The organism is Streptomyces sp. NPDC027189, assembly GCF_055566975.1.
This window is the reverse complement of record NZ_JBVHRI010000006.1, coordinates 220,978-243,010: the sequence shown is the minus strand read 5'-3', so window position 1 is coordinate 243,010 and position 22,033 is coordinate 220,978. Positions and strand designations below refer to the sequence as shown.

Here is a 22,033-nt window from a genome sequence, read left to right as displayed (position 1 = left end):
CGTGAAATACCTATTCGATTGCTGTGCGATTGAGGTGGGACGCACATCGTCGAGTGTTCGGGGTACGTGCCAAGGCCGCGGCGGCGGCGAAGCAGATCGCGGCAGCGACCAGCGCCGCCCCCGCGCCGAATCTCTGGGACACCACGCCGCCCAGCGCGGAGCCGGCGGCCCCTCCCACGTACATGAAGGAGCTGATCCATGACTGGGTTTCGGCTGCCCTGTCGGCAGGGGCCAGGTCGCCGACGGTGCCGTACAGGGCGACAAAGGTCGGGCCGATGGCCAGTCCGAGCAGGGCCGCCGCCGCGACAAGGGCCGCCAAGTACGTCTCACTGGCAGCGGCCACGATGCCTGTTCCCACCGCCAGGGCAGTCAGCGTCACCGGAAGCCCGGTCCTCTTCGACCACTTGGGCGGCAACGCGCCCAGGATCAGGCCGCCGGTGACGCTGCCTATCGCCATGGCGCTCAGCAGGATCCCGCTCATCAGGGGCACCTGGCGTTCCTCGGCCCAGGCAGGGAAGGCAAGTTCGATCGTCTGCAGGGCGAGGAAGAACAGCAGGGCCGATGCCAGCACCTTCCGCAGCTGTCCGATCCTCAGCGGCCCCAGCCAGTCACGTACGGCGGGCGCAGGCTGCTGTTCCGGCAGTCGGCCGGAGAGCAGCAGCAGTACTGTCGCGCTCGTCGTCAGCGTCGCGGAGGCGGCCAGGCCGGCCCACGGCGCCACCCACTGGACCAGGAAGACGGCCAGGGAAGGTCCGGCGATGAAGCCGACATCGGTCAGGACCGCGTCCAGCGACAGGACGGTGGTGCGCAGATCCCCGCCCGCCAGGGAACGCCACATCAGCCGGGTCACGATGCCCACGGGAGGGGCCGTGACGGTAGCGCCCAGCGCGCATGCCCCCGTCACGGCCAACGTACCCCCCGCAAGCTCGTTCGCCACCAGGGTGCCCAGCATGGCGAGATGAAGGACCAGGGTCGGCCACATCACCCGTGCGTAGCCGTACCGGTCCAGCAGCCGCCCACGCAGCGGCGTCGTGATCCCGCCGAGGGAGGAGAGCGCGACGACGATGGCCGCGGCGTGCAGGGAACGGTAGTGCGTGACTGCCAGCAGGAGAGCGAGGGAGAAGATCCCGGGCTGAAGCTTCCCCGAGATCGCGGCGATCAGTGAGCCGCCGAAGCCGGGCAGCGTGAACAGGCGTTGATAGGCCGAGAACATCCTCACGACGCCCTCTGCACGGGTGTCGGGCTGGAGAGCACACGTGAGCGGGTACGTATGCGGGCGGCGAACTGCGGGTCCTCGGCCATGAGCAGGTGATGAACATCGGCCAGGGCATGGTGCGGTATGCCGGGCCACATGTGGTGGACCGTGTGATAGCCGTCCGCGTGCGGGTGGAAGAGCAAGCGCTGGACCCGCCCGGCATTGGTGATCGTCGCGTCGAAGACGGTCGAGGAGTCGGAGTAACTGTGCTCGTCCGCTTCGGCGATGAACCGGATCACCGGAAGCACGACCAGCATGCAGGCAAGCCACGCTCCGGCGGCCACGACACCCCCCGCGGATCCCAGGAACAGGCCGGCGGGTCCCCCTACAGCGACGATCGACCACACGACGGGCGTCAGCATCGCACCGATGTCCGTCCGCAGTTCCCGCAGCCATCCGACCTGGTAACGCACCAGACGGACGGCCACTTGCCTGGTGAATCCGCGCAGCGACTCCCTGCTGATCCCCTCGATGCCCAGTTCCCGGTACCGCCTGAGGTCGGGGTCGATATCCGTTCCGAACCGGCCGTGGTGGAGGAGATGAGACTCGCGGTAGAAACGCAACCGCTGTCCCGTGGGGAAAGCCGCCATGCTGTAGGCGAGGATGTCGTTGGCCCGCCGGTTGCGGCGGATCCAGTTGGAATGGGATCCCTCGTGGACCAGGTTCTCCAGGCCACGCAGGTGCCTCGCGATCACTAAGGACACCGGAACCGCCAGGGCCAGCCCCGAAAGCGGCGAAACACGTACCCAGAGCCAGGCGATGAACAGTGAAAGGCCACCAGCCACGGTGTGGTCGGCCGCAGCCGCCCACACCGTGCGCCAGGGTTTGGTGCGGTGCGCCGCGGCCAGTTGGTCACGCAGCCGCTTGGGGGCCGTGTAGCCCTTTCTGTACGGCCCGCCGGCCCCCTCATCCCGTTGGGTGACCGCCTGGCCGGCGGGCGATTGATCTGCCGCTGCGACGTCCGCACCGGTCACTTCCGGGCTCCCTGAAGGAGAGACAGCAGCTCACCGCGCTCCGGTCCTTCCTTCTCGAACACACCGCGAAAGACGGCCGAGGTCATGAGCGAGCTTGTCCGGATGCCGCGCATGGTCATGCACAGGTGCTCTCCCCGCCCGGTGACCGCGACGTCGGGCGAACCGGTGACCTTCTCGACCTCGTCCGCGATATCGGCGATCAGGCGCTCCTGGAGCTGGAGCTTGTGCGCGTGCTTGTGCGCGATCCTGGCGAACTTCGAGAGGCCGAGGATGCTACTGCGGGCACGGTAGGCAACGGTCACCGAGCAGTTGAACGGCAGCAGGTGGTGCTCGCAAAGGCTCCAGACGTTCATGTCGGACACCATGACGGTCTGGTTGCTCGAAACGCTCTCGAAGACGGTGTCGATGGTTCCCGGATCGTAACCGGTGAACTCCCTCCACCAGCGAGCGTAGCGACGGGGAGTGTCTATCAGACCCTCACGGTCGGGATTCTCGCCGATCTCGATCAGAAGCTGCCTGGCGACGTTCTCGAGAGGGTCCTGGAGGACGGTCTCGACCGGCTTTTCGTTGATCTCTTCAATCACTGCGTCAAACCCCTCGTTTATCTTCCCAAGCCAGCACATGGAGACGTGTGGACATATTCCACCCGCGCTGGACTATTTCGTCGGCAAGGTCCGCCAGATGTCGATTGATATCGGCGACCGTTTTCCCCTCCGGCATGATCCAGATGGATCGCAGACCGAGCGATTCCGCCAGCCCGTTCACCTCGTCCAAATCGTCCGCCGTACGGCAGACGAATTTGAATGCCACAGCATCTGTCTGGTTCAGCTTCTGCAGGGCCTCTGGGACGATGCGCCGACTGTGGGGGTCGGCCGCGTGCGCCAGTTTCGGAGAAACGTTGAATCGCACACCCGTGGAAATCACATCATCGTGGGGAACGATGGTCCCATTGGTCTCGATCTCCACCGAGATTCCCGTGTCGCGCAGTTTCTCCAGCACAGGAAGCAATCGTGTCTGCTGATTGAGCGGTTCACCGCCCGAGACAACGAAGAGATCGACGCCCATGGCAAGCAGTTCGTCGGCCACCTCATCGGTGTCCTTGGAAATCAGTTCCACGCGCGGGTCGAACGCCTTGCCGGCGTCACTGACACCCTTCCAGTCCCAGGTGTACGGCGTGTCGCACCAGCGGCAGGACAGGTTGCAGCCACCCAGGCGAAGGAACCCGCAGCGGCGCCCGGATGACGGGCCTTCACCCTGGACCGTCGGGCCGAAGATCTCGTTTACGACGAGTTTCGGCATCTGCTACGCCCCTTGCGTGGCCTGCAGGCGCGGGCGCGGCCGGTACTCGGCCCAGGTTTTGGGGGTTTCGGAGACACGCACCGCGGTCAGTTCGGGAATCCGGTCCGACCAGGTTTCGTAGACCCACATCGCCATGTTCTCGGCCGATGGGTTCGCGTCGGTCATGATCTCGTTGAGATGACGGTGGTCGAGGGTGACGTCGATCCACTTCTTGAATTCGCTCAGATCCCCGTAGTCGCGCACGAAGCCGGCCTCGGTCAACTCGTCGGGATTGGCGGAGAGCTCGATCACGATGATGTAGTTATGGCCGTGCAAACGAGCGCACTGATGGTCCTGCGGCAGATGCGCCAGACGATGGCTCGCCGAGAAGTGGAATTCTTTGGAGATATTGAGCATGATCTACTGCTCCTTCTGGTAAGGGGTGGGATCGACTATTTCAGCGGCGGCGAAGGCGAGGTGACGGTCTTCGCAGGCGGCACAGACACCGCAATGGATGTCCTGCCCCTTGAAACAGCTCCAGGTGTCGGTGAAATCAACGCCCAGCTGCTGCCCCCGGAGGATTACCTCACCCTTGGTCATTTCGATGAAGGGGGCCACCACCTGCAGGTGGGCCGGCGCATAGCCGGCGGTGGCGATCTTCTCCATCGCATTGAATGACGCGATGAATTCCGCCGAGCAGTCCGGCGCGGTGGCGTCGTCTCCGGCGATCGTGCCGACGGCGACCTGATCGGCCTTGACGGCGGCACCGCGACCGAATGCCACGGAAAAGAGGATCACGTTGCGGTTGGGGACCACGTTGACGCTGCCCGGTGCCGTGTAGTGCTGGTCGGGCACGTCCACGGACGGGTCGGTGAGCGAGTATCCGGGCAACGCCTTGGCCACGTTGCCCAGATCGAGCACATCGTGGGTGGCACCGATCTTGCGGGCGGCCAGGGCCGCGTAGTCGTGTTCCTTGCGATGGCGCTGGCCGTAGTCGATGGACAGCAGCTGCAGTTCATGACCTTCCTGGTGCAGATGGTGGGCCAGGACAACGGAGTCCAGGCCCCCCGAGACGACGGCAACAACACGGGCCACGGTCGTTCCTCCTTTGACATGCTGTGTCTGGTCTGGTGTGGCTGGTTCCGCCGGCGGTGGTTACCGCAGCGGGGTGCCGGTGACGTCGGCCGCTTGTTCAGCGGCGTCCAGGGCCTTCAGACACGCGCCTTCGTCGGTGCCGACGGCGATGGCATAGCCGTACCTGCTGCGTGAGGCGTGCGCGCGCGGCGGCAACTGCAAGCGGGCGCCACGGTTCACCGTGCTCCGCACGGTGTGGATCTCCGCGGGCAACCGGGCTTCGTCGAAGGTCACATCGGCGACCTCGATGTCCTGCTCGGGATAGAGCATCCGGATGGCCGCGTGACCCGGCGTTACCGATCCCCGTGTCACGGGCGTACCGGTACATAGGTCGGCGGCCACGGACGCGGCGTCGACGCCGGAGGCGAGGCGCGCCAGATAAGGAATGAGGTCACCGCCGAGACGCGCGTTGATCTCAACGATCCGCGGGCCGTTGGGAGTCAGGCGGATCTCGGTATGCGTGACCAAGTGGTTCAAGCCGAGCGCGCGGTGTGCCTCCGACAGCAGGGAGAGCAGTGTGGCATCCCTCAGCAGGGGGTCCTCGGCGTCGACGGTGTGGCCGGTCTCCTCGAAGTTCGGCGGGAAACCCAGTTGTTTCCGGGCTACGGCCAGCGGTGTGACGACACCGTCCTGGTATGCCGCGTCGATACTGATCTCGGGGCCTGTCAGATACTCCTCGATGAGTACTCCCCGCTCCGCATAGCGGGTCGTCTCGCCGAAATTGGCCTGGGCCGTGACGGCGTAGTGCGAGTGCAGTTCATCCGGCTTGTCGACCCGGACGACACCGTTGCTGCCGGCCAGTGCACGCGGCTTGATGACAACCGGGTAGCCGATGCGGGACGCGGCCTCTTCCGCTTCGGCGAGAGAGGAGACAGCGAGGGAGACAGGCTGCGGAATCCCGGCCTCCGCCAGCAGGCGGCGTCCGACGTGCTTGTCTCGGCAGGCGGTGATGGCCTCGGCCGGACTGGCCGGAAGTGACAGCGCCTCAGCGGCGCGCGCCGCCGCCAGGAGACTCAGCTCGTCGTAGCACAGGACGCCGCTGACGGTGACCGCGTCGGCTACCGACCGTGCGCAGGCCACGGTGGCATCGACATCCAGCGTGTCCACCACGCTGCTTCCGGAAATATACGGCTTTTCCCAGGAGGCTTCGTGCGAAGAGAGCAGCCACAGCTGATATTTCTCCGATACCGAGCGGAGAATGTACTCGCGAAAAATCTGCGATCCACTCCCCACCACGAGTATTACACGGTTGGGCGACGTCATGGAAGATCCCTTCATCCGGCACGGTGATGTGGCCTCGAAGGCGTTTTCGGGCGTGCCGAAACATCACTCAGCGCAGCGTGAACCGCCCTTGCGGCACGCGAGAGGTGAGAGTTAAGAATTTCTACGGCAGCTGAGTAAAGCCCCGCGGTCTATCCGGCATGGGGCGTTCACACACCGGAGAATGAGCTGTTGCTTTCGCCGTCCGGTTCGATGACCAGCTCGACCGTCTCCCGGACCCGGGCCAACAGCGCGATGAGTGCGGGGTAGTCGGGGGCCGACACCCAGACCCCGACAGGAATGTTCTTGGTGCTGTCGGTGACCGGGACATGGTCGCCGGGCTCATAGGTCGAGAGCACCTTGTCGACTCCGGGAATGCGTGGGAGTTCGTCCAGTCCGCGAATCTCGGTGAGAGTACCGGCCGGTCCCTCGTTCCTGATGGCGCTGGCGCCGCAGAAACGCTCGAAGCGCGGAGGGGTGTCCAGGCAGGCGGGCCGGTTGCCCAGATAGCAGTCCAGGCCCTGCTCGAACGGATCGAGGTCGCTGTTGGCCAGCCACTGGTCCGTCATCGGACCGCCGGGCAGACGTGCGCCCACCTCAATGAGGTACACCCCGTCAGGACCGACCTTCACCTCGGTATGGCTGGGCCCCAAACGCACACCGAGTACGGTGAGTGCCTCGCTCACATAGTCGACGGCTCGTTGCCAGTCGGGGTCGTCCTTGGGCAACTGCGCGGATTCCCAGTAGGGGAAGTCATAGTCGCGGTCATCGGGCTGCCGGTACTCCCAGACGTCGATGACCTGGTGCCGGCCGTCGTGGCTGAAGCAGTTCACGGCGAACTCCCGGCCACGGATGTACTGCTCGACGAGCCACTCTTCCACCCGCCACCCGAAGTGGTCGAGCAGTTGCAGATTGGAGAGCTCCGCCGCTTCCTCCGCCGAATTGAGCAGCCTCGTACCGTGCGACCCGCCACCGTTGGTGTGCTTGACGATGGCCGGAAAACCGATCCGCGCTGCCGCAGCGGCGATCTCCCGAGCGTCCTTGACGAGAGCGAACTCGGGTATCTGCAGGCCGCCTTCGGACGCGGCCCTGCGCATTGCCGCCTTATTGCGCCGCGCCGGCGCGAGTGACACGTCGTTGCCGGTCAGGTTCAGTTCGTCAGCCAGTACGTCGGCCACGTGGACGGCCGAGTCCATTGCGGCGACGACTGCCACCACTTCGGCCCCCAGTTTCTTGAGCTCCTCGAGAATCGCGTCGCTGTCCGACGCGTAGATACTCGCGTCGTCGCCCGTCGCGTGGTCGGGCCAGCGCTCCTCGATCAGGTCCCGGGCCACCGTGTACGCCGAGACGACGGCGAAGCCGCGTCGTCGCGCTTCCGGCTTGTAGTTGGCGCCGTTCCGCACCGGGTCCAGCAGTAGAACTGCCTTGGTCCCCTGCAGTGAAGTATTGATGAGCGAGCTCCGAGTTCGGTCGTTCGGTGGGGGGAGGGTCTGCTGCGGGGCTACCTCGACGCCAAAGCAGTCCACGGCGCCACGGGCCCTGGCAAGGGCGCTCTCGGCGTCCACGGCTGTCGCGATGACGAAGCCCTGGCGGTCGGCGGAACTCCTCAGCGGCGTCACGGCATCGCCGGCCTCGACCATGAGGACCGCTTCGTAGACGCCTTCGGAGGCCTGCGCCTCCTGGAGGCCGGTGACCGAAGTCACCGTTCCCGGCGGCGAGGTGAGGAACCAGATCGCCGCGGCCCCGAAGGGCGGTTCCCCGATCGGGGCACGGACCGGCAGACCGGCCAGCCAGTCGAAGGTCAGTTTCTGGATGTCCACGCCGCAGGCGAGCCGGACCAGTTCCACGATGGCGTCGCCGCCGGGCCGCGCATGGGTCTCGACAACGCACGGGCCGTTGCCCGTAAGGATGATCTCGGTGTGCGCGGGGCCTTCGGTGATGCCCAGACCGCTCAGGGCCGCGCAAGCCTCGTCGGCGATCGCCTGCCAGTCCTCGCGTGATACCCGGGCAGGGACGAGGTGTCCGATCTCAACAAAGTGAGAAGTCTTGAACTTCTCGGTGACCGCCAGTACGTGGTGCTCACCTGCCATGCTGAATGTTTCAACACTGAATTCCTGGCCGTCCAGGAACTCCTCGGCGAGCCAGTGGTCCGCCTCGCCGGCCTCCAGGAGCGCGGCGACTTTCGCGACATCGCCGGGATCATCGACTCGGCAGATGTTCTGGCTGGCCGTGCCGGCAACGGGCTTGACGATGACCGGAAATCCAGTGCTCCGGATGAAATCGTCGATGTCCTGTCTTGTACGCACCCGCGAGGAACGCACTTGGCGCACAGCTGCACGTTCCAGGAGCTGCCGCATCCGGGCCTTGTCCTGCGTCGCGCACACCGCTTCCAGGCGGTTCGAGACCAGCCCCAGCCGCTCGTTGATCCGGGCCGCCGTCGTCATGTAGCGGTCGGTCATGGAGACCGCTACACCGATGGGCGCCACCTGGTGCAGCTTGGCCGCTAAATCGACCAGGTCCTCCGGTTCGTCCTCGAACAGCACGACCCAGTCGGCCACTTCGATGTGGCGGCTGCCGGCCGATCCCTTCGGACCGACATAAGTGACTGCGATCCCAGCCTGCCGAGCGGCCTCTATGGGCTCCGGACGGCGGCCACCCAGCAGCAGCAGCCGTTGTACCGGTTGTTCGCGTAAGAATTCGCGAGCGGTCAACTCTTCCCTCTCCCCCGTCGCAGCGCATACCGAGACCCCTCGTCGAAGAGATGACCCCTGCGGGTCACTCGGCGAGGAGGAATCAACAGCAGGTGAAGCGCGCTACATAAAAATCTAAAAAACTAGCAAAACTCAATCGAAACGATGGGGGTCAATCCATCCGTTCCGTAAGAGCACTATGCGGATACGTGCCGCAGCGCCCCGACAACTTCACAGTACACACGACCGGTTAGGCGGTCAACGGCCATTAACTGAACCCTGATGCAGTCCAGTTCGGCGGCGATGTGTCGGGAAGAAGCGTCAGGGCCGCGTCGCGCAAGGGTGTTTGCCAGTCCCTCGGTGAGTCCCAGATTTCCAAATTTCGGCGTCGCCGCCCGATATTGACTGGAGATAAGCTCCGCCAACCTCAAGTCAAGCTCAAATAACTCGACTCCGTCAGTGAGGTCGGCCCGGCCGTGGGTACAGTGCTTTCTCTCGGGCATGCGGCGCCGCCGGATGTTCACCTGGAGCGGGATATATCGTCTCCGCGATATCACTGCTCCCCGTCACGGATACACCTTTCTTCGGGGGAGTTGACGAAGCGCCAGCCGCTGCGGCCGTGCACACCGCCGAGGAGCTCCATGCCGGTATGCGGCGGCACGGACCGCCACCCCTTCAAGCCCGTCGAGAGCTCGGCCATCCGGTGCCATCCCGGATCACCGCGGCCGGCCTGAAGCGGCCGCTGAAACCCAGCCCCCTCCCGTGCGTGGGGCCGTGGCGCCCATCGATTCCAGGGCCTGAGGAACGCCGTGAACTCAGCACCCGAGAACCGCTTACCCGACCTGGTGGAACGCGAAGAGGCCCTGGCGGCCCTCGACCGGCTGCTCGCGGAATCCGCCTCCGCCAGAGGCCGGATCGCCCTCGTCCACGCCCCACGGGGCGGTGGCAAGAGCAAGCTCCTGCACGGTTTCCTCGAAACAGGCGCCCCCTCCCGGGCGCTCGTGCTCAGCGCGACCGCGTCCGCTTCCGAGCGCGCGGTCCCTTTCGGAGCGCTGTCCCAGCTCGTCCAGACCCCCAGGTTCCACAGCCCGTACGCGACGAAATGGACGCCTGTTCACCGCGATGACAGCCCACAAGGAGAGCGCCGACCCAGCCACCGAGAACCTCCCGGGCGAGATCGTGACCGCCCTTCGCGGGATCGTCCTGGCCCTCGTCGACCTGGCCGAACAACACCGGCTCGTGCTCGGGACCGACAACCTCCACGACGTCGACCCGCCCTCCCTGCGCTGCCTGTCCTCGATCCTCCCCCCGGCTCCGGAACGCGAGCTCTCTGGTCGTCATGACCAACGACACCGGCCGGCGCGCCACCAGCACCCGGCTGCGCGCCGAGCTGTTTGCGCCGCGGCGCGGCCCTCGGTCTGCACTGGACCGACGTCCGCCTGCCGGAGAAGACGCTGCTGGTGCGCTGGAACCTGACGGCCGTCAACAACAGCCGGCTCTACCTCTGCCGCCCCAAAACCAGAGCGAGCCGGAACTGGGAGACTTTCCTCGCGCGTCGCGGCCGCGCTGGACCGCCAGGCCGCCTCCGCCCGCGCCGGCCAGCCCCCACGACACGTCTGGAAGGATTGGTGTTCTGCCGGCCGGGCGGCTGCCCGCGGCGCCCGCAAGGTGTCCTGACCGAGTTGCGCCGGCGCTCTGAAGAGGCCGATCTGCCCCGGATCGCGGTCCACGATCTGCGGCACACCGCGGCCACCATCATGATCAGTTCCCGGGTCCCGCTGGCCGTGCTCTCCAAGACCCTGCGCCACTCGGCGCTGTCCACCACCGTCAACCTCTACGGCCACCTGCTGCCCCACGCCGCCCGCGACGCCGTCACCGCCATCGACAAGGCCCTCAAGCGCGCCGACGGCAAACACGACAACCACGGCGCCCCGACCTCCAGGGATCGAGCAGCCTGACACCGGCCGCGGGGCCGCCATCACGTGTCACACAAACGCATCCAGCGGGTCTGCCATAGTCGGCAAACCCGCTGGTGAACACCGTCGGGACGACAGGATTTGAACCTGCGACCCCTTGACCCCCAGTCAAGTGCGCTACCAAGCTGCGCCACGTCCCGATGCTCCGACCCGCGGTGACCCGCGGTGATCGTGCGAACAGAACTTTACCCCACGTCGTGGGCTGCTCCGACGGGGGCGCGGAGCGCGCGACAATCGGCGTATGAGCGGGACATCTGAGGCTCGGCGGGGCGGCGGGCGTGATCGGGACACGGCGGGGCGGGCGCGGAACGCGCGGCCGCGCGACGGGCTGGGGCGACCCCTGCCGTACGGCGCGGACGGCGTGGAACGGCAGCCTGAAGGCGTCGTACGCGGCCCCGAGGAGACCGTCGCCGAGGCGCAGGCGCTACTGGAGGCGGGGAAGCCGTTCCACGCGCATGAGGTCTTCGAGGACGCCTGGAAATCCGGGCCCGAGAACGAGCGCGCGCTCTGGCGGGGTCTCGCCCAGCTCTCGGTGGGACTCACCCACGCGGCCCGCGGGAACGCGACGGGCGGCGCCCGGCTGCTGCGGCGCGGGGCCGGCGCGGTCGAGGAGTGGGCGTCGGAGACCGGCCGGGGGCGGCCGTACGGGATGGACCTCGCGGAACTGAGCGGCTGGGCACGGGAATTGGCGGGGGCCGTGGAGGGGGAGGGCAAGGCGATCAGCGCTGCGGTGTGCGCACCCCGGCTGCGCGGGCGGGTCGACTGACCGGGCACCGCCGCGGCGGGCCAGGGCCGAACCTGGGTGCGGTGCGTCCACTGTCAGTGGCGTACGGCAGACTCTCGGTGTGCGAAAGATTCATGTCGTCGGGATCGGGGCGGGCGACCCCGATCAGCTCACGTTGCAGGCGGTCAAGGCGCTGAGGAGCACCGACGTGTTCTTCATCCTGGACAAGGGCGAGGTGAAGTCGGACCTCGTCCAGCTGCGCCGTGACATCCTCGACGCGCACCTACCGCAGGGGGCATACCGGCTGGTCGAGGCCCGTGACCCGGACCGCGACCGGTCCGCGGGGGGCACGGCGTACTCGCCGGCCGTCGGGGACTGGCGCAGTGCCCGCGCGGACATCTACGAGCGGCTGATCGCCGAGGAGCTGGGCGAGGACGAGAGCGGCGCGTTCCTGGTGTGGGGCGACCCCGCGCTGTACGACAGCACGCTCGGCATCCTGGAGGAGATCCTGCAGCGGGGCGCGGTGGCGTTCACGTACGACGTCGTGCCCGGTATCAGCAGCGTCTCCGCGCTCGTCGCCCGGCACCGCACGGGGCTGAACCGGGTCGCCCGCCCCGTACAGATCACTACGGGCCGCCGTCTCGCGGAGGGCTTCCCCGAGGGTGTCGACGACGTGGTGGTCATGCTCGACGCCCACCAGACGTTCCGGCAGTACGCCGACGAGGACATCGACATCTACTGGGGCGCCTACATAGGAACGCCCGACGAGATCCTCGCCTCCGGTCCCCTCGCCGAGGCGGCTCCCCGTATCGAGCGCCTGCGGGCCGAGGCCCGGGAGCGCAAGGGATGGATCATGGACACGTATCTGCTGCGCAGGCATCCGCGGGGGTAGCGCGCACGCCCCTGCGACGGTACGCCGCGCGGATGACCCCGCAGGCATGGGGCGCCCGCCGGTGTGAGGGGGCGAAGGTGACCACCGTCGAGGGAGCGGAGCCGGCGTCCAGCCCGATGAGCAGCCAAGGCCCGTCCTTCGGATCACGCCGACTTCTGGCTACGGCGCCTTACAACGCGGCTCAGGCGTGATCCGAAAGACAGGCCCTAATGCGGGCCGAGGTCCAGCCGGGTCAGGGCCGTCGTCACGTCCGGTACCGCGGTCACGCCTTCGGGGAGGTGGGGGCGGCGTACGACGACGACGGGAAGGCTCAGATCGCGGGCGGCCGTGAGTTTGGCCGCCGTTGCGTCTCCTCCGCTGTCCTTGGTCACCAGGACGTCGATGTGGTGCTCGCGCAGGAGCGCTTTCTCGCCGTCCACCGTGAACGGGCCGCGTGCCAGCAGTACTTCGGTGTCGGGGGGCAGCGGGGGCTCGGGCGCCTCCACCGAACGTACGAGGAAGTGAAGTTCGGCGAGGTCCGCGAAGGCGGCGAGGCCCAGGCGCCCCGTGGTGAGGAAGACGCGGCGGCCCAACGCCGGGAGCAGCGCGGCGGACTCGGTGAGGGAGGCTGCCGAGTGCCACAGGTCGCCGGGGCCGGGGCGCCAGCCCGGGCGGCGCAGCACCACGGCGCGGACTCCGGTCGCCGCCGCGGCCCGCGCGGCGTTCTCCGTGATGCCTGAGGCGAAGGGGTGCGTCGCGTCCACCACGGCGTCCACGCCGTGCTCGCGCAGCCACTCCGCCAGCCCCTCCGCTCCGCCGAATCCCCCGATCCGTACGTCTCCCGCGAGCGCCCCCGGCCGGGACACGCGCCCCGCAAGGGACGTCGTCACCCGCACGCCGTCACGCGCCGCCAGCTCTGCGGCGAGTTCGCGCGCCTCGGTGGTGCCGCCGAGGACCAGGACGTGGGGGGACATGAGGTCGAGACTACGGGGGCGGGGTGGGGGCGTGGGGCTTCGGGTCCCAACCCGGGGGCAGCAGGTCGGCAGGCCGGCCGGGACGCGCATCCTGCGGGTCTCGCCACTCGGCGACCAGGTCATATGACCTGGTCGGCGCCCTGGACGGAGGCGTCGGGCGTACTCCGGGTCCGGCAGGGTGAGCCGTCGGCGCAGCAGCCCTGCACGCATGCGCGGCGCGGGCGCCGCTCGGTATCGTCCGGGCATGGAGTCGGTACGCGCGGTCCTGATCGACATCGACGGTGTGCTCACGGTCTCGTGGCAACCGCTGCCCGGCGCGGTCGAGGCACTGCGGCAGATCCGTGCGTCCGGGCTCGGGGTCGCCCTGGTCACCAACACGACGTCCCGGACGCGCGCGTCGATCGCCGCGACCCTGCGCGAAGCCGGTTTCCCCGTGGACGCCGAGGACATCCTCACCGCACCCGCCGTCACCGCCGCGTATCTCGCCGACCGTCATCCGGGCGCCCGGTGCTCCCTGCTGAACAGCGGCGACATCGCCGAGGACCTCGCCGGAATCACGCTGCTCGACGACAGCGAGAGCCACGATGACCGCGACAGCCACACGGACACCGTGCCGGATGTCGTCGTGGTGGGTGGCGCCGGACCCGAGTTCGGCTACGCCGCGCTCAACCGGGCCTTCGGTCACCTGCAGCGCGGCGCCCGGCTGATCGCCATGCACCGCAACCTGTACTGGCGCACCGACCAAGGACTGCAGCTCGACAGTGGTGCGTTTCTGCTCGGCCTGGAGCGGGCGGCCCGCACCGAGGCGGAGATCACCGGCAAGCCGGCGCCCGCGTTCTTCGAGACGGCACTGGCGCGTCTCGGGGTCGGTCCCGGTGAGGCGCTGATGGTCGGCGACGACATCGAGTCGGACGTGCTCGCCGCGCAGCGCACGGGAATCACCGGTGTCCTCGTCAGGACCGGCAAATACCTGCCCGAGAGCCATCGGGCGGCGAGCGGCGAGCCCGACCACGTCCTGGACTCCTTCGCGGATCTCCCCGCCCTGCTGCACTCCGCCGCGCCTCGGTAGCGGTCAGCGCACCAACAGCTGCACGCCGCCCACCACCGTCGCCGCGATGACCAGCCGCTCGAAGAGCAGCTGATTGATTCGATGCACGGCCCATTTGCCGAGGAACGCCCCCGGCACGACGAAGACCGCCAACGCCGCGTCCAGCAGCAGCGAGTGGCCGTCGATCAGGCCGAGTCCCACGCTGAACGGCACCTTCGACACATTGACGATCAGGAAGAAGAAGGCCGACGTGCCGAGGAAGCCCAGCTTCCTGAAGCCCGCCGACAGGAGATACATCGACATCACCGGGCCGCCCGCGTTGGCGACCATCGTCGTGAAGCCACCGAGCACACCGTACGAACGGGCCTTGATCCGGCCCGTCTGCGTCGCCACCGAGTCGGGTTCGTCGTCCTGGGCGGCGGCCCGGCGGCGCCACACCGTGACCGCCGCCATCAGCAGCAGGATCGCGCCGATCGAGGTCCGTACGACCCCGTCGTCGGCCCACACCAGGAACAGCGTGCCGAAGACGACGCCCGCGGCAACCGCCGGGAACAGCCGCCACAGCGTGGGCCAGTGGGCGTGCCGCCGATAGGTGAGCACGGCGAGCACGTCCCCGACGATCAGGATGGGCAGGAGGACCCCGGTCGAGGCGCGGGCGGGCAGCACGGCGGCGAAGATCGCCAGACTGACCGTGTTGGCCCCGCTCACGGCGGTCTTCGAGAAGCCGACGAGCAGAGCCGCGGCGGCGAGAGCGGCGAACTCCCAGATGGATATGTGCCAGAGCGTCATCGTGTTCATGCGGAAACCGATGCTAGGCCCACGTATCTCCTCGCGTAAGGACCGTCTCGCCAGGTGACTACTTCATCCGGGCCCTCGCGCGAAGTGACCCGCCGCGTCAGCTCGTGTAGCGCGCCCGCAGCTCCCGCTTGAGGACCTTCATGCTCGGGCCCAGCGGCAGCGCGTCGGTGAACTCCACACGGCGCGGGTACTTGTGGCGGCCCAGGTGTTCCTTGGACCAGTCGGTGATCTCCGCCGCGTCCGACGCGGTCCCCGGGGCGCGCACGACGACCGCGCAGACCTCCTCGCCGTGCAGCTCGTCCGGCAGGCCGATCACCGCGACCTGGGCGATGCCGGGGTGGCGCATCAGCACCTCCTCGACCTCGCGCGGGTAGACGTTGTAGCCGCCGCGGATGATGACGTCCTTCTTGCGGTCGACGATCCTGAGGAAGCCCTCGTCGTCCTTGGTGCCCAGGTCGCCGGTGCGGAACCAGCCGTCGACCAGGGCCTCCGCGGTCGCCTCGGGCCGGCCCAGATAGCCGGAGAAGACGTTGTGGCCGCGGATGACGACCTCGCCCAGCTCCCCCGGCGGCAGCAGCTCGATGCGCCCCTCGACCTCGGCCCCCGCGATCTCCACGTCCACGCCCCAGAGCGGGTGGCCGATGGTGCCCGCCTTCGTGCCGAACAGGGGCTGGTTGACGGACGCGGTCGGCGAGGTCTCCGACAGTCCGTACCCCTCGTAGATCTTCGCCCCGAACGCCTTCTCGAAGCGTTCCAGCACGGCGACCGGCAGCGAGGCGCCGCCGGAGATGCACACACGCAGCTCGGGCAGCACCTTCGCCGCGCCGGCCGCGGCCGCGAGACCCACGAACATCGTCGGCACCCCGTGAAAGGTGTTCACACGCTCTTCGACCATCAACTCGATGGCCCGCGCCGCGTCGAAGCGCGGCAGCAGCACGAGCGTCGCCCCCGCCCGCCAGGTCGAGTTCATGGACACCGTCTGCCCGAAAGCATGGAACAACGGCAGCGCGCCCAGCGCGATGTCGTCGGGGCGGATGTCATTGGCGTCGAAGGCGTTGACGGTCGCGTTCATCAAGGTTGAAGTGGCTGAGTACGGCGCCCTTGGGGACACCGGTCGTCCCGCTGGTGTAGAAGACGACGGCCGGGTCGTCCGCCTCGCGGGTGACGTACGACGGCAGCGGTTCGGCGTCGGCCGCGAGCTTGTCGAATTCGGCGCCCAGCGTGACGACCTGGACGCCGAGAGCCCGTGCGGCGGCGGCGCCGGTATCGGCCTGCGCCGGGTGGCAGAGCAGCAGGGTCGCACCGCTGTCCTTCAGTACGTGTTCGACCTCGGCCTGCGACAGCAGCAGATGGACGGGGACGACCACGCCGCCCGCCGCCGCGATCGCGTAGTAGGCGTGCGGGAACTCCGCCGTGTTGGGCGCCATCAGCGCCACCCTGTCCCCCGGCCGCACGCCCAAGCCGACGAGGGCACCGGCCTGGGCCCGGGCGCGCTGCCACACCTCGGCGAAGGTGAGGCGCAGCTCGCCCTCGACGAGCGCCGTCCGGTCCGGACGGCGGCGGGCGTTCTCGGCGAGGATCGCGGCGAGGGACAGGGTTGCCATGGAGAGATGCTCCGTTTCCTTGCTGGTGCGGCTCTGGACCGGATGGGGGGCTGCGGGATTTGGCGACATGGCGACAGCCCCGGTCACGTACTCACGGACGCCTGACGAGCGCCCCCTCGGCCGTCCGCTCGGCGCGCTCCTCGGTGAGGTCGACGACGGCGACGGCCGCGCCGTCCTCGGCGAAGCGGCGGGCCGTCGCGGCGCCGATGCCCTGCGCCGCTCCGGTGACGACGGCCGCGCGGCCGGTGAACCTGCTGGTCATCCTCTCCCTTTCACGAGGTGGACTACGGTCTTCGACTGGACGGAGTACGGGACTTCAGCCGCGCTCGACCAGGACGGCGCTCCCCTGTCCGACGCCGACGCACATCGTGGCCAGGCCGCGCGCGGCGCCCGTGCGGCGCATGCGGTGCAGCAGGGTGGTGAGGATGCGGGCGCCCGAGCAGCCGAGCGGATGGCCGAGGGCGATGGCGCCGCCGGTCGGGTTGACGAGGTCCGGGTCGATGCCCAGGCGGTCCACGCTGGCGAGGGCCTGCGCCGCGAACGCCTCGTTGAACTCGGCCTCCTCGATGTCACCGATGTTCCAGCCGACGCGCCCAAGCGCCTTCTGCGTGGCGGGTACGGGGCCGATGCCCATGACGTCCGGGTGGACGCCGGCCGAGGCGCCGGCGACATACCGCCCGAGGGACTCCAGCCCCAGTTCGTTCAGGGCCTCCTCGCTGACCAGCAGCACTCCGGCCGCGCCGTCGTTCATCGGCGAGGCATTACCGGCGGTGACCGTGCCACCCTCGCGGAACGCCGGCTTGAGGCGGGACAGCTTGTCGAGCGAGGTGTCCTCCCGTACGCATTCGTCACTGTCGACGACGACACCGTCGGGGCGCTCCACGGGAAGCAGTTCGGCGTCGAAGTGCCCGTTCTTGCGCGCGTCCGCGGCGCGCTGGTGGCTGCGCAGCGCGAACGCGTCCTGACGTTCGCGCGAGACGCCGTACCGCTCGGCGACCTCCTCGGCGGTCTCCCCCATCGACAGGAGCCCGTGCAGCTCCTTCATCGCGGGGTTGACCAGACGCCAGCCGAGCCGGGTGTCAACGGTCTCGATGCGGTGCGGCAGGGCTTCGTCGGGGCGGGGCAGGACGAAGGGGGCGCGGCTCATCGACTCGGAACCGCCGGCGAGCACGATGTCGGCCTCGCCGGAGGCGATGGCGCGGGCCGCCGTGGTGACCGCCTCGAGGCCGGAGGCGCAGAGCCGGTTGACCGTGGCGCCGGGTACGGACTCGGGCAGCCCGGCGAGCAGCGCGGCCATGCGGGCCACATTGCGGTTGTCCTCGCCCGCCTGGTTGGCGGCGCCCCAGTAGACGTCGTCGATACGGGCCGGGTCGAGTTCGGGCACCTCGGCGACCAGACCGCGGACGACGGTCGCGGCGAGGTCGTCGGGCCGCACGGAGGACAGGGCTCCACGCAGCTTGCCGATGGGGGTGCGGCGGGCGGCCGCGAAGTGGACGGGACGCACGGCAGGACTCCTGAGGGACACCGGATCACAGGATCACCGGGTCACGCGATCGCGGGGTCACCGGATCACGGGAACCGAACGATTGATCACCGAAGGGTTGATCACCGAAGGGTTGATCACCGAAGGGTTGATCACCGAACAATTAATTAGCACTGCTAGTTTTGGACTATAGACCGCCCACCGGCCCCTTGGGAAGATCCTCTACGGTCGGTTTCCACCCATCCGTCCTGGGCACCCGCGCCCGCATGGAGTGGTTGTGGAGTGCGGCCTGCGCGGAAGCGGACCCGGATCTGTTCTTCCCCGTGGGCACGAGAGGGCCGGCGCTCGAGGACATCGCCGCCGCCAAGCGCATCTGTTCCCGCTGCCCGGTGACCAGCGAGTGCCTGGCCTGGGCGCTGAGCAGCGGGCAGACGTCGGGGGTGTGGGGCGGAACCTGCGAGGAGGAACGCGCCGCGCTGATCCGGGATGACAGACTGCTCGCACACCTCGTCGAAAGCAGGCCGACGGGGTGAACAGGCCTTGTCGAGCAGAGGAGTTGTCGGATGACCGGGACCGAGTCCGCCCGAGACCGGATCGACACCAGCAAGCCGCATCCGGCGCGGGTGTACGACTGGTACCTGGGTGGCAAGGACAACTACCCGGTCGACGAGCAGCTCGGGCAGCACATCATGTCGATCGATCCCGGCGCCCGGCGGGCGGCGCGCAGCAACCGCTGGTTCATGCAGCGGGCCACGCGGCACCTCGTGCGTGCGGCGGGAATCCGCCAGTACCTCGACATCGGCACCGGTATTCCCACGGAACCGAACCTCCACCAGATCGCGCAGATCACCGCTCCGGACGCGCGGGTCGTCTATGTCGACAACGACCCGATCGTCCTCGCCCATGCCGAGGCCCTGTTGCGCGGGACCCCGGAAGGCGTGACGGAGTACATCCAGGCCGATGCCCGCGAGCCGCGGAAGATCCTCGAAGAGGCGGGGCGCGTCCTCGACTTCGACCGGCCCACAGCCCTGTCGCTCATCGCCCTGATGCACTTCATCGCCGACGAGGCCGGCGCCTATGAGCTGGTGGACACCCTGGTCGACGCGCTCGCGCCGGGCAGCTGCCTGGTCCTGTCCGCGATGACCGCCGACTTCGAGCCGGAGAACGTGCGGCGGGGCATCGAGACCTACGCGAAGGGCGGCGTGACCCTCGTGGGCCGCTCGCACGACGAAGTGAGCCGCTTCTTCAAGGGACTTGAGCTGATCGAGCCGGGGATTGTCTCCGTGAAGGACTGGCATCCGGACCTCGCGGAGGGCGAGACCCCGATCGGCGACGGGCCGGTCTCGCTGTACGGCGGGGTCGGCTTCAAGGCCTGGTAGAACTTTGTCGGTTGTGCCGATCCTGCCTGACCGCCCTCATCGCCGCCGAGGCCGCCGGCGCTGCTCAAGGATGCTCCTCAGGCACTGTCGGCGCCGGCGTCACTGGGGGCGACACGGACCCTGATGTTCTTCATGAGGGGCTGATCGCTCTGCGTGCTGTAGTCGGCCGCGCCGATGAGGGCGTTCATTTCGGGCATGTACCCGGCCGCGCAGCCGCGGGGCATGTTGTAGCTCAATGCCCGGTACCCGGTGAGGGAGCGCTTGCTGCCGTCCTTGGAGGTGGCCGTGACATCGACCAGGCTGCCGGGAGCGATGCCGCGTGACCGCATGTCGGCGGCGTTCATGAGGACGAGTGCGCGCAGATTCTTGATGCCCCGGTAGCGGTCGTCGTCGGAGTAGATGGTCGTGTTCCACTGGTCATGGGAGCGCATCGTCTGCAGAATCAGCACGTCGTCGTGGGGAACGACGTCCGGCAGCACGGCGGCGGAGAACTCGGCACGCCCGGACGGGGTGAGGAAGACGAGTTCGCGGGCCGGCTGCCGGATACGGAACCCAAGGGGCAGGCGGACCCGGCGATTGAAGTCCTCGAAGCCGTCCAGGGCCTGGGCCATGGTGTCCCGGATGCGGTCGTAGTCCTCGATGTAGTGCTCCCACGGGACGGCGCTGTCGGGCAGAGTCGCCCGCGCCATACCGGCGATGATGGCGGGTTCGGACAGCAGATGCGGCGACGCCGGACGCTTCATGCCGAGCGACAGGTGCACCATGCTCATGGAGTCCTCGACGGAGGTGGCCTGCATGCCACGGCGCTGGTGGTCCTTCTCCGTCCGTCCGAGGCACGGCAGGATGAGTGCCTTCCTCCCGTGGATCACATGGCTGCGGTTGAGCTTCGTGCTGACGTGCACCGTGAGTTGGCAGCGCTGAAGTCCTTGCGCGGTGTATGCGGTGTCGGGTGCGGCCATGGCGAAGTTGCCGCCCATCCCGACGAACACCTTGACCGTGCCCCGATGCATCCCCTCGATCACGCCGACCGTGTCCAGGCCGTGCTCACGGGGAGGGTCGATGCCGCAGACGTCGGCGAGCCGGTCGAGGAACTCGGGCGTGGGCCGGTGGTCGATGCCGCAGGTGCGGTTCCCCTGCACGTTGCTGTGCCCACGGACGGGCGACGGCCCGGCGCCCTCGCGCCCCAGGTTCCCGCGCAGCAGCAGTAGATTGATGATCTCCCGAACGGTGTCCACACCGTGTTCGTGCTGGGACACGCCCAGACACCAGCTGATCAGGGTCCGGTCGGCCCGCGAATACACCTCGGCGGCCTTCAGGATGTCCGCGCGCGTCAGCCCGGACTGACGCTCCAGCTCTTCCCACGGCGTCGCCTCGCACAGGGCACGGTACTCCTCGAACCCCTGCGTGTGGCGGTCGATGAACTCGCGGTCGAGTGCCTTCGGGTTCGAGGCCGACTCCTCGATCACCGCCTTGGCGATACCGCGCAGGAGCGCCATGTCGCCGCCTGAACGGACCTGGAGGTTGAGCGTGCTCGTGGGCGTCGACTTGAACAGGGCCATGTCGACGAACTCGTGCGGGACGATGGTCCGGGTGGCGGCCGCCTCGACCAGCGGATTCACGTGCACGATCTGCGCACCCCGCCGGTATGCCTCGGCGAGCGCGGTCAGCATGCGCGGAGCGTTGGAGGCCGCGTTGACGCCCATGATGAACAGGGCGTCGGCACTCTCCCAGTCCGCCAGGTCGGCCGTGCCCTTTCCGGTGCCGAGCGACGCCTGCAGGCCGCGTCCGGACGCCTCGTGACACATGTTGGAGCAGTCGGGCAGATTGTTGGTGCCGTACTCGCGGGCCATCAACTGGTACAGGAACGTCGCCTCGTTGCCGAGGCGTCCCGAGGTGTAGAAGGCGGCTTCGTTCGGATCGTCGAGGGCCCGCAGCTCGCTTCCGATGAGTTCGAACGCGGCCTTCCAGGTGATGGGCTCGTAGTGGTCCGTCTCCTGGTTGTAGACCATCGGCTCCGTCAGCCTGCCCTGGTCCTCCAGCTCGAAATCGGTCCATGCCGCCAGCTCCGAGACGGAGTGTGCGGCGAACAGCTCACGTCCCGCCCGTTTGGGCGTCATCTCCCAGGTGACGTGCTTGATGCCGTTCTCACAGATGTCGAGCCTGAGGCCCTTGGTGTCGTCGGGCCAGGCGCAGCCCGGGCAGTCGAAGCCCCCGCTCTCGTGGTTCATCTTGAAGATGGCGCGTGGCCCGTCGATCAGCGCGCGCTCCCGCAGGAGGACGCGCGTGACACTCTTGGCGGCCCCCCAGCCGGCCGCCGGATGATGGTAGGCCCGTTGCGACGGCCGCTTCTCCGCGGTGGGACCCTCGCCTCCAGCAGGTGCCCCGGCGTCGCGCAGAGGTTCGTTTCCCGCGACAGCCTTGTCGGCATCCGAGGTAGCCATGCTGATCAACCCTTCGTATCTGCCGCCGAGGGGTGCCTCACCTTGCGTTGTGCGCCTCTACAAGGCTTCGGGGGCCGCGGCGATCGGGTCAGATGATCCACATCACGCCTGAAACGCTACGACCATCCTGTGGCTTGCTCAACC

At 68.2% G+C, this 22,033-nt stretch carries 21 protein-coding genes, 1 tRNA gene and 1 pseudogene; 7 read left to right on the top strand and 16 right to left on the bottom strand.

The features are described 5' to 3' along the window. Nucleotides 1-10: 10 nt before the first annotated feature. The 9 genes from ACZ4RZ_RS17215 to ACZ4RZ_RS17175 form a co-directional block, all read right to left on the bottom strand. Nucleotides 11-1,213 carry an MFS transporter gene (locus ACZ4RZ_RS17215; RefSeq protein WP_467745786.1) on the bottom strand — a complete coding sequence of 401 codons (1,203 nt, stop codon included), beginning with the start codon at nt 1,211-1,213 and terminating at the stop codon, nt 11-13. A gap of 2 nt (nt 1,214-1,215) precedes the next feature. Next, nucleotides 1,216-2,229: a fatty acid desaturase family protein gene (locus ACZ4RZ_RS17210; protein ID WP_467745386.1), complete on the bottom strand. Its 1,014-nt coding sequence runs from the start codon at nt 2,227-2,229 to the stop codon at nt 1,216-1,218. After that, a complete protein-coding gene (gene folE, locus ACZ4RZ_RS17205; protein ID WP_467745384.1) occupies nt 2,226-2,852 on the bottom strand; it encodes a GTP cyclohydrolase I in 627 nt (208 codons plus the stop codon). The genes ACZ4RZ_RS17210 and folE overlap by 4 nt, the downstream gene beginning before the upstream one ends. Beyond that, a complete protein-coding gene (locus ACZ4RZ_RS17200) occupies nt 2,818-3,528 on the bottom strand; it encodes a 7-carboxy-7-deazaguanine synthase QueE (RefSeq protein ID WP_467745382.1) in 711 nt (236 codons plus the stop codon). The genes folE and ACZ4RZ_RS17200 overlap by 35 nt, the downstream gene beginning before the upstream one ends. Nucleotides 3,529-3,531: 3 nt before the next feature. Further along, nucleotides 3,532-3,924, bottom strand: coding sequence for a 6-pyruvoyl trahydropterin synthase family protein (locus ACZ4RZ_RS17195; RefSeq protein ID WP_467745380.1), 393 nt, complete (start codon nt 3,922-3,924; stop codon nt 3,532-3,534). Nucleotides 3,925-3,927: 3 nt separating this feature from the next. After that, nucleotides 3,928-4,602 carry a 7-cyano-7-deazaguanine synthase gene (locus ACZ4RZ_RS17190; protein ID WP_467745379.1) on the bottom strand — a complete coding sequence of 225 codons (675 nt, stop codon included), beginning with the start codon at nt 4,600-4,602 and terminating at the stop codon, nt 3,928-3,930. Nucleotides 4,603-4,662: 60 nt separating this feature from the next. Beyond that, entirely contained in the window at nt 4,663-5,904 is a 1,242-nt protein-coding gene (locus ACZ4RZ_RS17185) for an ATP-grasp domain-containing protein (RefSeq protein WP_467745377.1), read from the bottom strand. Nucleotides 5,905-6,071: 167 nt separating this feature from the next. Then, nucleotides 6,072-8,612 (bottom strand): ATP-grasp domain-containing protein, encoded by a 2,541-nt coding sequence (locus tag ACZ4RZ_RS17180; RefSeq protein WP_467745376.1) that lies wholly within the window; start codon nt 8,610-8,612, stop codon nt 6,072-6,074. Between the two features lie 532 nt (nt 8,613-9,144). After that, on the bottom strand, nt 9,145-9,291 hold the full coding sequence (locus ACZ4RZ_RS17175) for a hypothetical protein (protein WP_467745374.1): 147 nt from the start codon (nt 9,289-9,291) through the stop codon (nt 9,145-9,147). Nucleotides 9,292-9,400: 109 nt separating this feature from the next. Between ACZ4RZ_RS17175 and ACZ4RZ_RS17170 the strand changes: the two genes are divergently transcribed. Both ACZ4RZ_RS17170 and ACZ4RZ_RS17165 read left to right on the top strand, forming a co-directional pair. After that, nucleotides 9,401-9,934, top strand: coding sequence for an AAA family ATPase (locus ACZ4RZ_RS17170; RefSeq protein ID WP_467745372.1), 534 nt, complete (start codon nt 9,401-9,403; stop codon nt 9,932-9,934). A 51-nt stretch (nt 9,935-9,985) separates the two neighbouring features. Further along, entirely contained in the window at nt 9,986-10,549 is a 564-nt protein-coding gene (locus tag ACZ4RZ_RS17165) for a tyrosine-type recombinase/integrase (RefSeq protein ID WP_467745370.1), read from the top strand. 84 nt (nt 10,550-10,633) lie between these two features. Here the strand turns inward: ACZ4RZ_RS17165 and ACZ4RZ_RS17160 are convergent. Then, nucleotides 10,634-10,707, bottom strand: a tRNA-Pro gene (locus tag ACZ4RZ_RS17160). A gap of 101 nt (nt 10,708-10,808) precedes the next feature. On the opposite strand from ACZ4RZ_RS17160, the gene ACZ4RZ_RS17155 reads away from it, so the two are divergent. After that, on the top strand, nt 10,809-11,333 hold the full coding sequence (locus ACZ4RZ_RS17155; RefSeq protein WP_467745368.1) for a DUF309 domain-containing protein: 525 nt from the start codon (nt 10,809-10,811) through the stop codon (nt 11,331-11,333). A 79-nt stretch (nt 11,334-11,412) separates the two neighbouring features. Further along, nucleotides 11,413-12,183 carry a precorrin-6A synthase (deacetylating) gene (gene cobF, locus ACZ4RZ_RS17150; RefSeq protein WP_467745366.1) on the top strand — a complete coding sequence of 257 codons (771 nt, stop codon included), beginning with the start codon at nt 11,413-11,415 and terminating at the stop codon, nt 12,181-12,183. A 206-nt stretch (nt 12,184-12,389) separates the two neighbouring features. Here the strand turns inward: cobF and ACZ4RZ_RS17145 are convergent, their stop codons facing one another. Next, nucleotides 12,390-13,136, bottom strand: coding sequence for a cobalt-precorrin-6A reductase (locus ACZ4RZ_RS17145; protein WP_467745364.1), 747 nt, complete (start codon nt 13,134-13,136; stop codon nt 12,390-12,392). Between the two features lie 244 nt (nt 13,137-13,380). On the opposite strand from ACZ4RZ_RS17145, the gene ACZ4RZ_RS17140 reads away from it, so the two are divergent. Further along, nucleotides 13,381-14,205, top strand: a complete 825-nt coding sequence (locus ACZ4RZ_RS17140) for an HAD-IIA family hydrolase (protein WP_467745362.1) — start codon at nt 13,381-13,383, stop codon at nt 14,203-14,205. Between the two features lie 3 nt (nt 14,206-14,208). On the opposite strand, the gene ACZ4RZ_RS17135 is transcribed toward ACZ4RZ_RS17140, so the two are convergent. The 4 genes and pseudogenes from ACZ4RZ_RS17135 to ACZ4RZ_RS17120 all read right to left on the bottom strand — a co-directional run bounded on the left by ACZ4RZ_RS17135 (nt 14,209) and on the right by ACZ4RZ_RS17120 (nt 18,090). After that, the gene (locus ACZ4RZ_RS17135) at nt 14,209-14,982 is read right to left on the bottom strand and encodes a sulfite exporter TauE/SafE family protein (protein WP_467745360.1); all 774 of its coding nucleotides are present in this window, start codon (nt 14,980-14,982) and stop codon (nt 14,209-14,211) included. A 97-nt stretch (nt 14,983-15,079) separates the two neighbouring features. Continuing rightward, nucleotides 15,080-16,586 (bottom strand): annotated as a pseudogene (locus ACZ4RZ_RS17130) (long-chain-fatty-acid--CoA ligase). Between the two features lie 91 nt (nt 16,587-16,677). Beyond that, nucleotides 16,678-16,848, bottom strand: a complete 171-nt coding sequence (locus ACZ4RZ_RS17125) for an SDR family NAD(P)-dependent oxidoreductase (RefSeq protein WP_467745358.1) — start codon at nt 16,846-16,848, stop codon at nt 16,678-16,680. Between the two features lie 54 nt (nt 16,849-16,902). Beyond that, a complete protein-coding gene (locus tag ACZ4RZ_RS17120) occupies nt 16,903-18,090 on the bottom strand; it encodes a thiolase family protein (protein WP_467745356.1) in 1,188 nt (395 codons plus the stop codon). Between the two features lie 245 nt (nt 18,091-18,335). Here ACZ4RZ_RS17120 and ACZ4RZ_RS17115 point away from each other — a divergent pair, with 245 nt between their 5' ends. Continuing rightward, nucleotides 18,336-18,602, top strand: a complete 267-nt coding sequence (locus ACZ4RZ_RS17115) for a WhiB family transcriptional regulator (RefSeq protein WP_467745355.1) — start codon at nt 18,336-18,338, stop codon at nt 18,600-18,602. Between the two features lie 30 nt (nt 18,603-18,632). Then, nucleotides 18,633-19,448, top strand: coding sequence for an SAM-dependent methyltransferase (locus ACZ4RZ_RS17110; RefSeq protein ID WP_467745353.1), 816 nt, complete (start codon nt 18,633-18,635; stop codon nt 19,446-19,448). Between the two features lie 77 nt (nt 19,449-19,525). On the opposite strand, the gene ACZ4RZ_RS17105 is transcribed toward ACZ4RZ_RS17110, so the two are convergent. Beyond that, complete coding sequence (locus ACZ4RZ_RS17105; protein ID WP_467745351.1) at nt 19,526-21,889, bottom strand: FdhF/YdeP family oxidoreductase; 2,364 nt, start codon at nt 21,887-21,889, stop codon at nt 19,526-19,528. Nucleotides 21,890-22,033 lie beyond the last annotated feature (144 nt).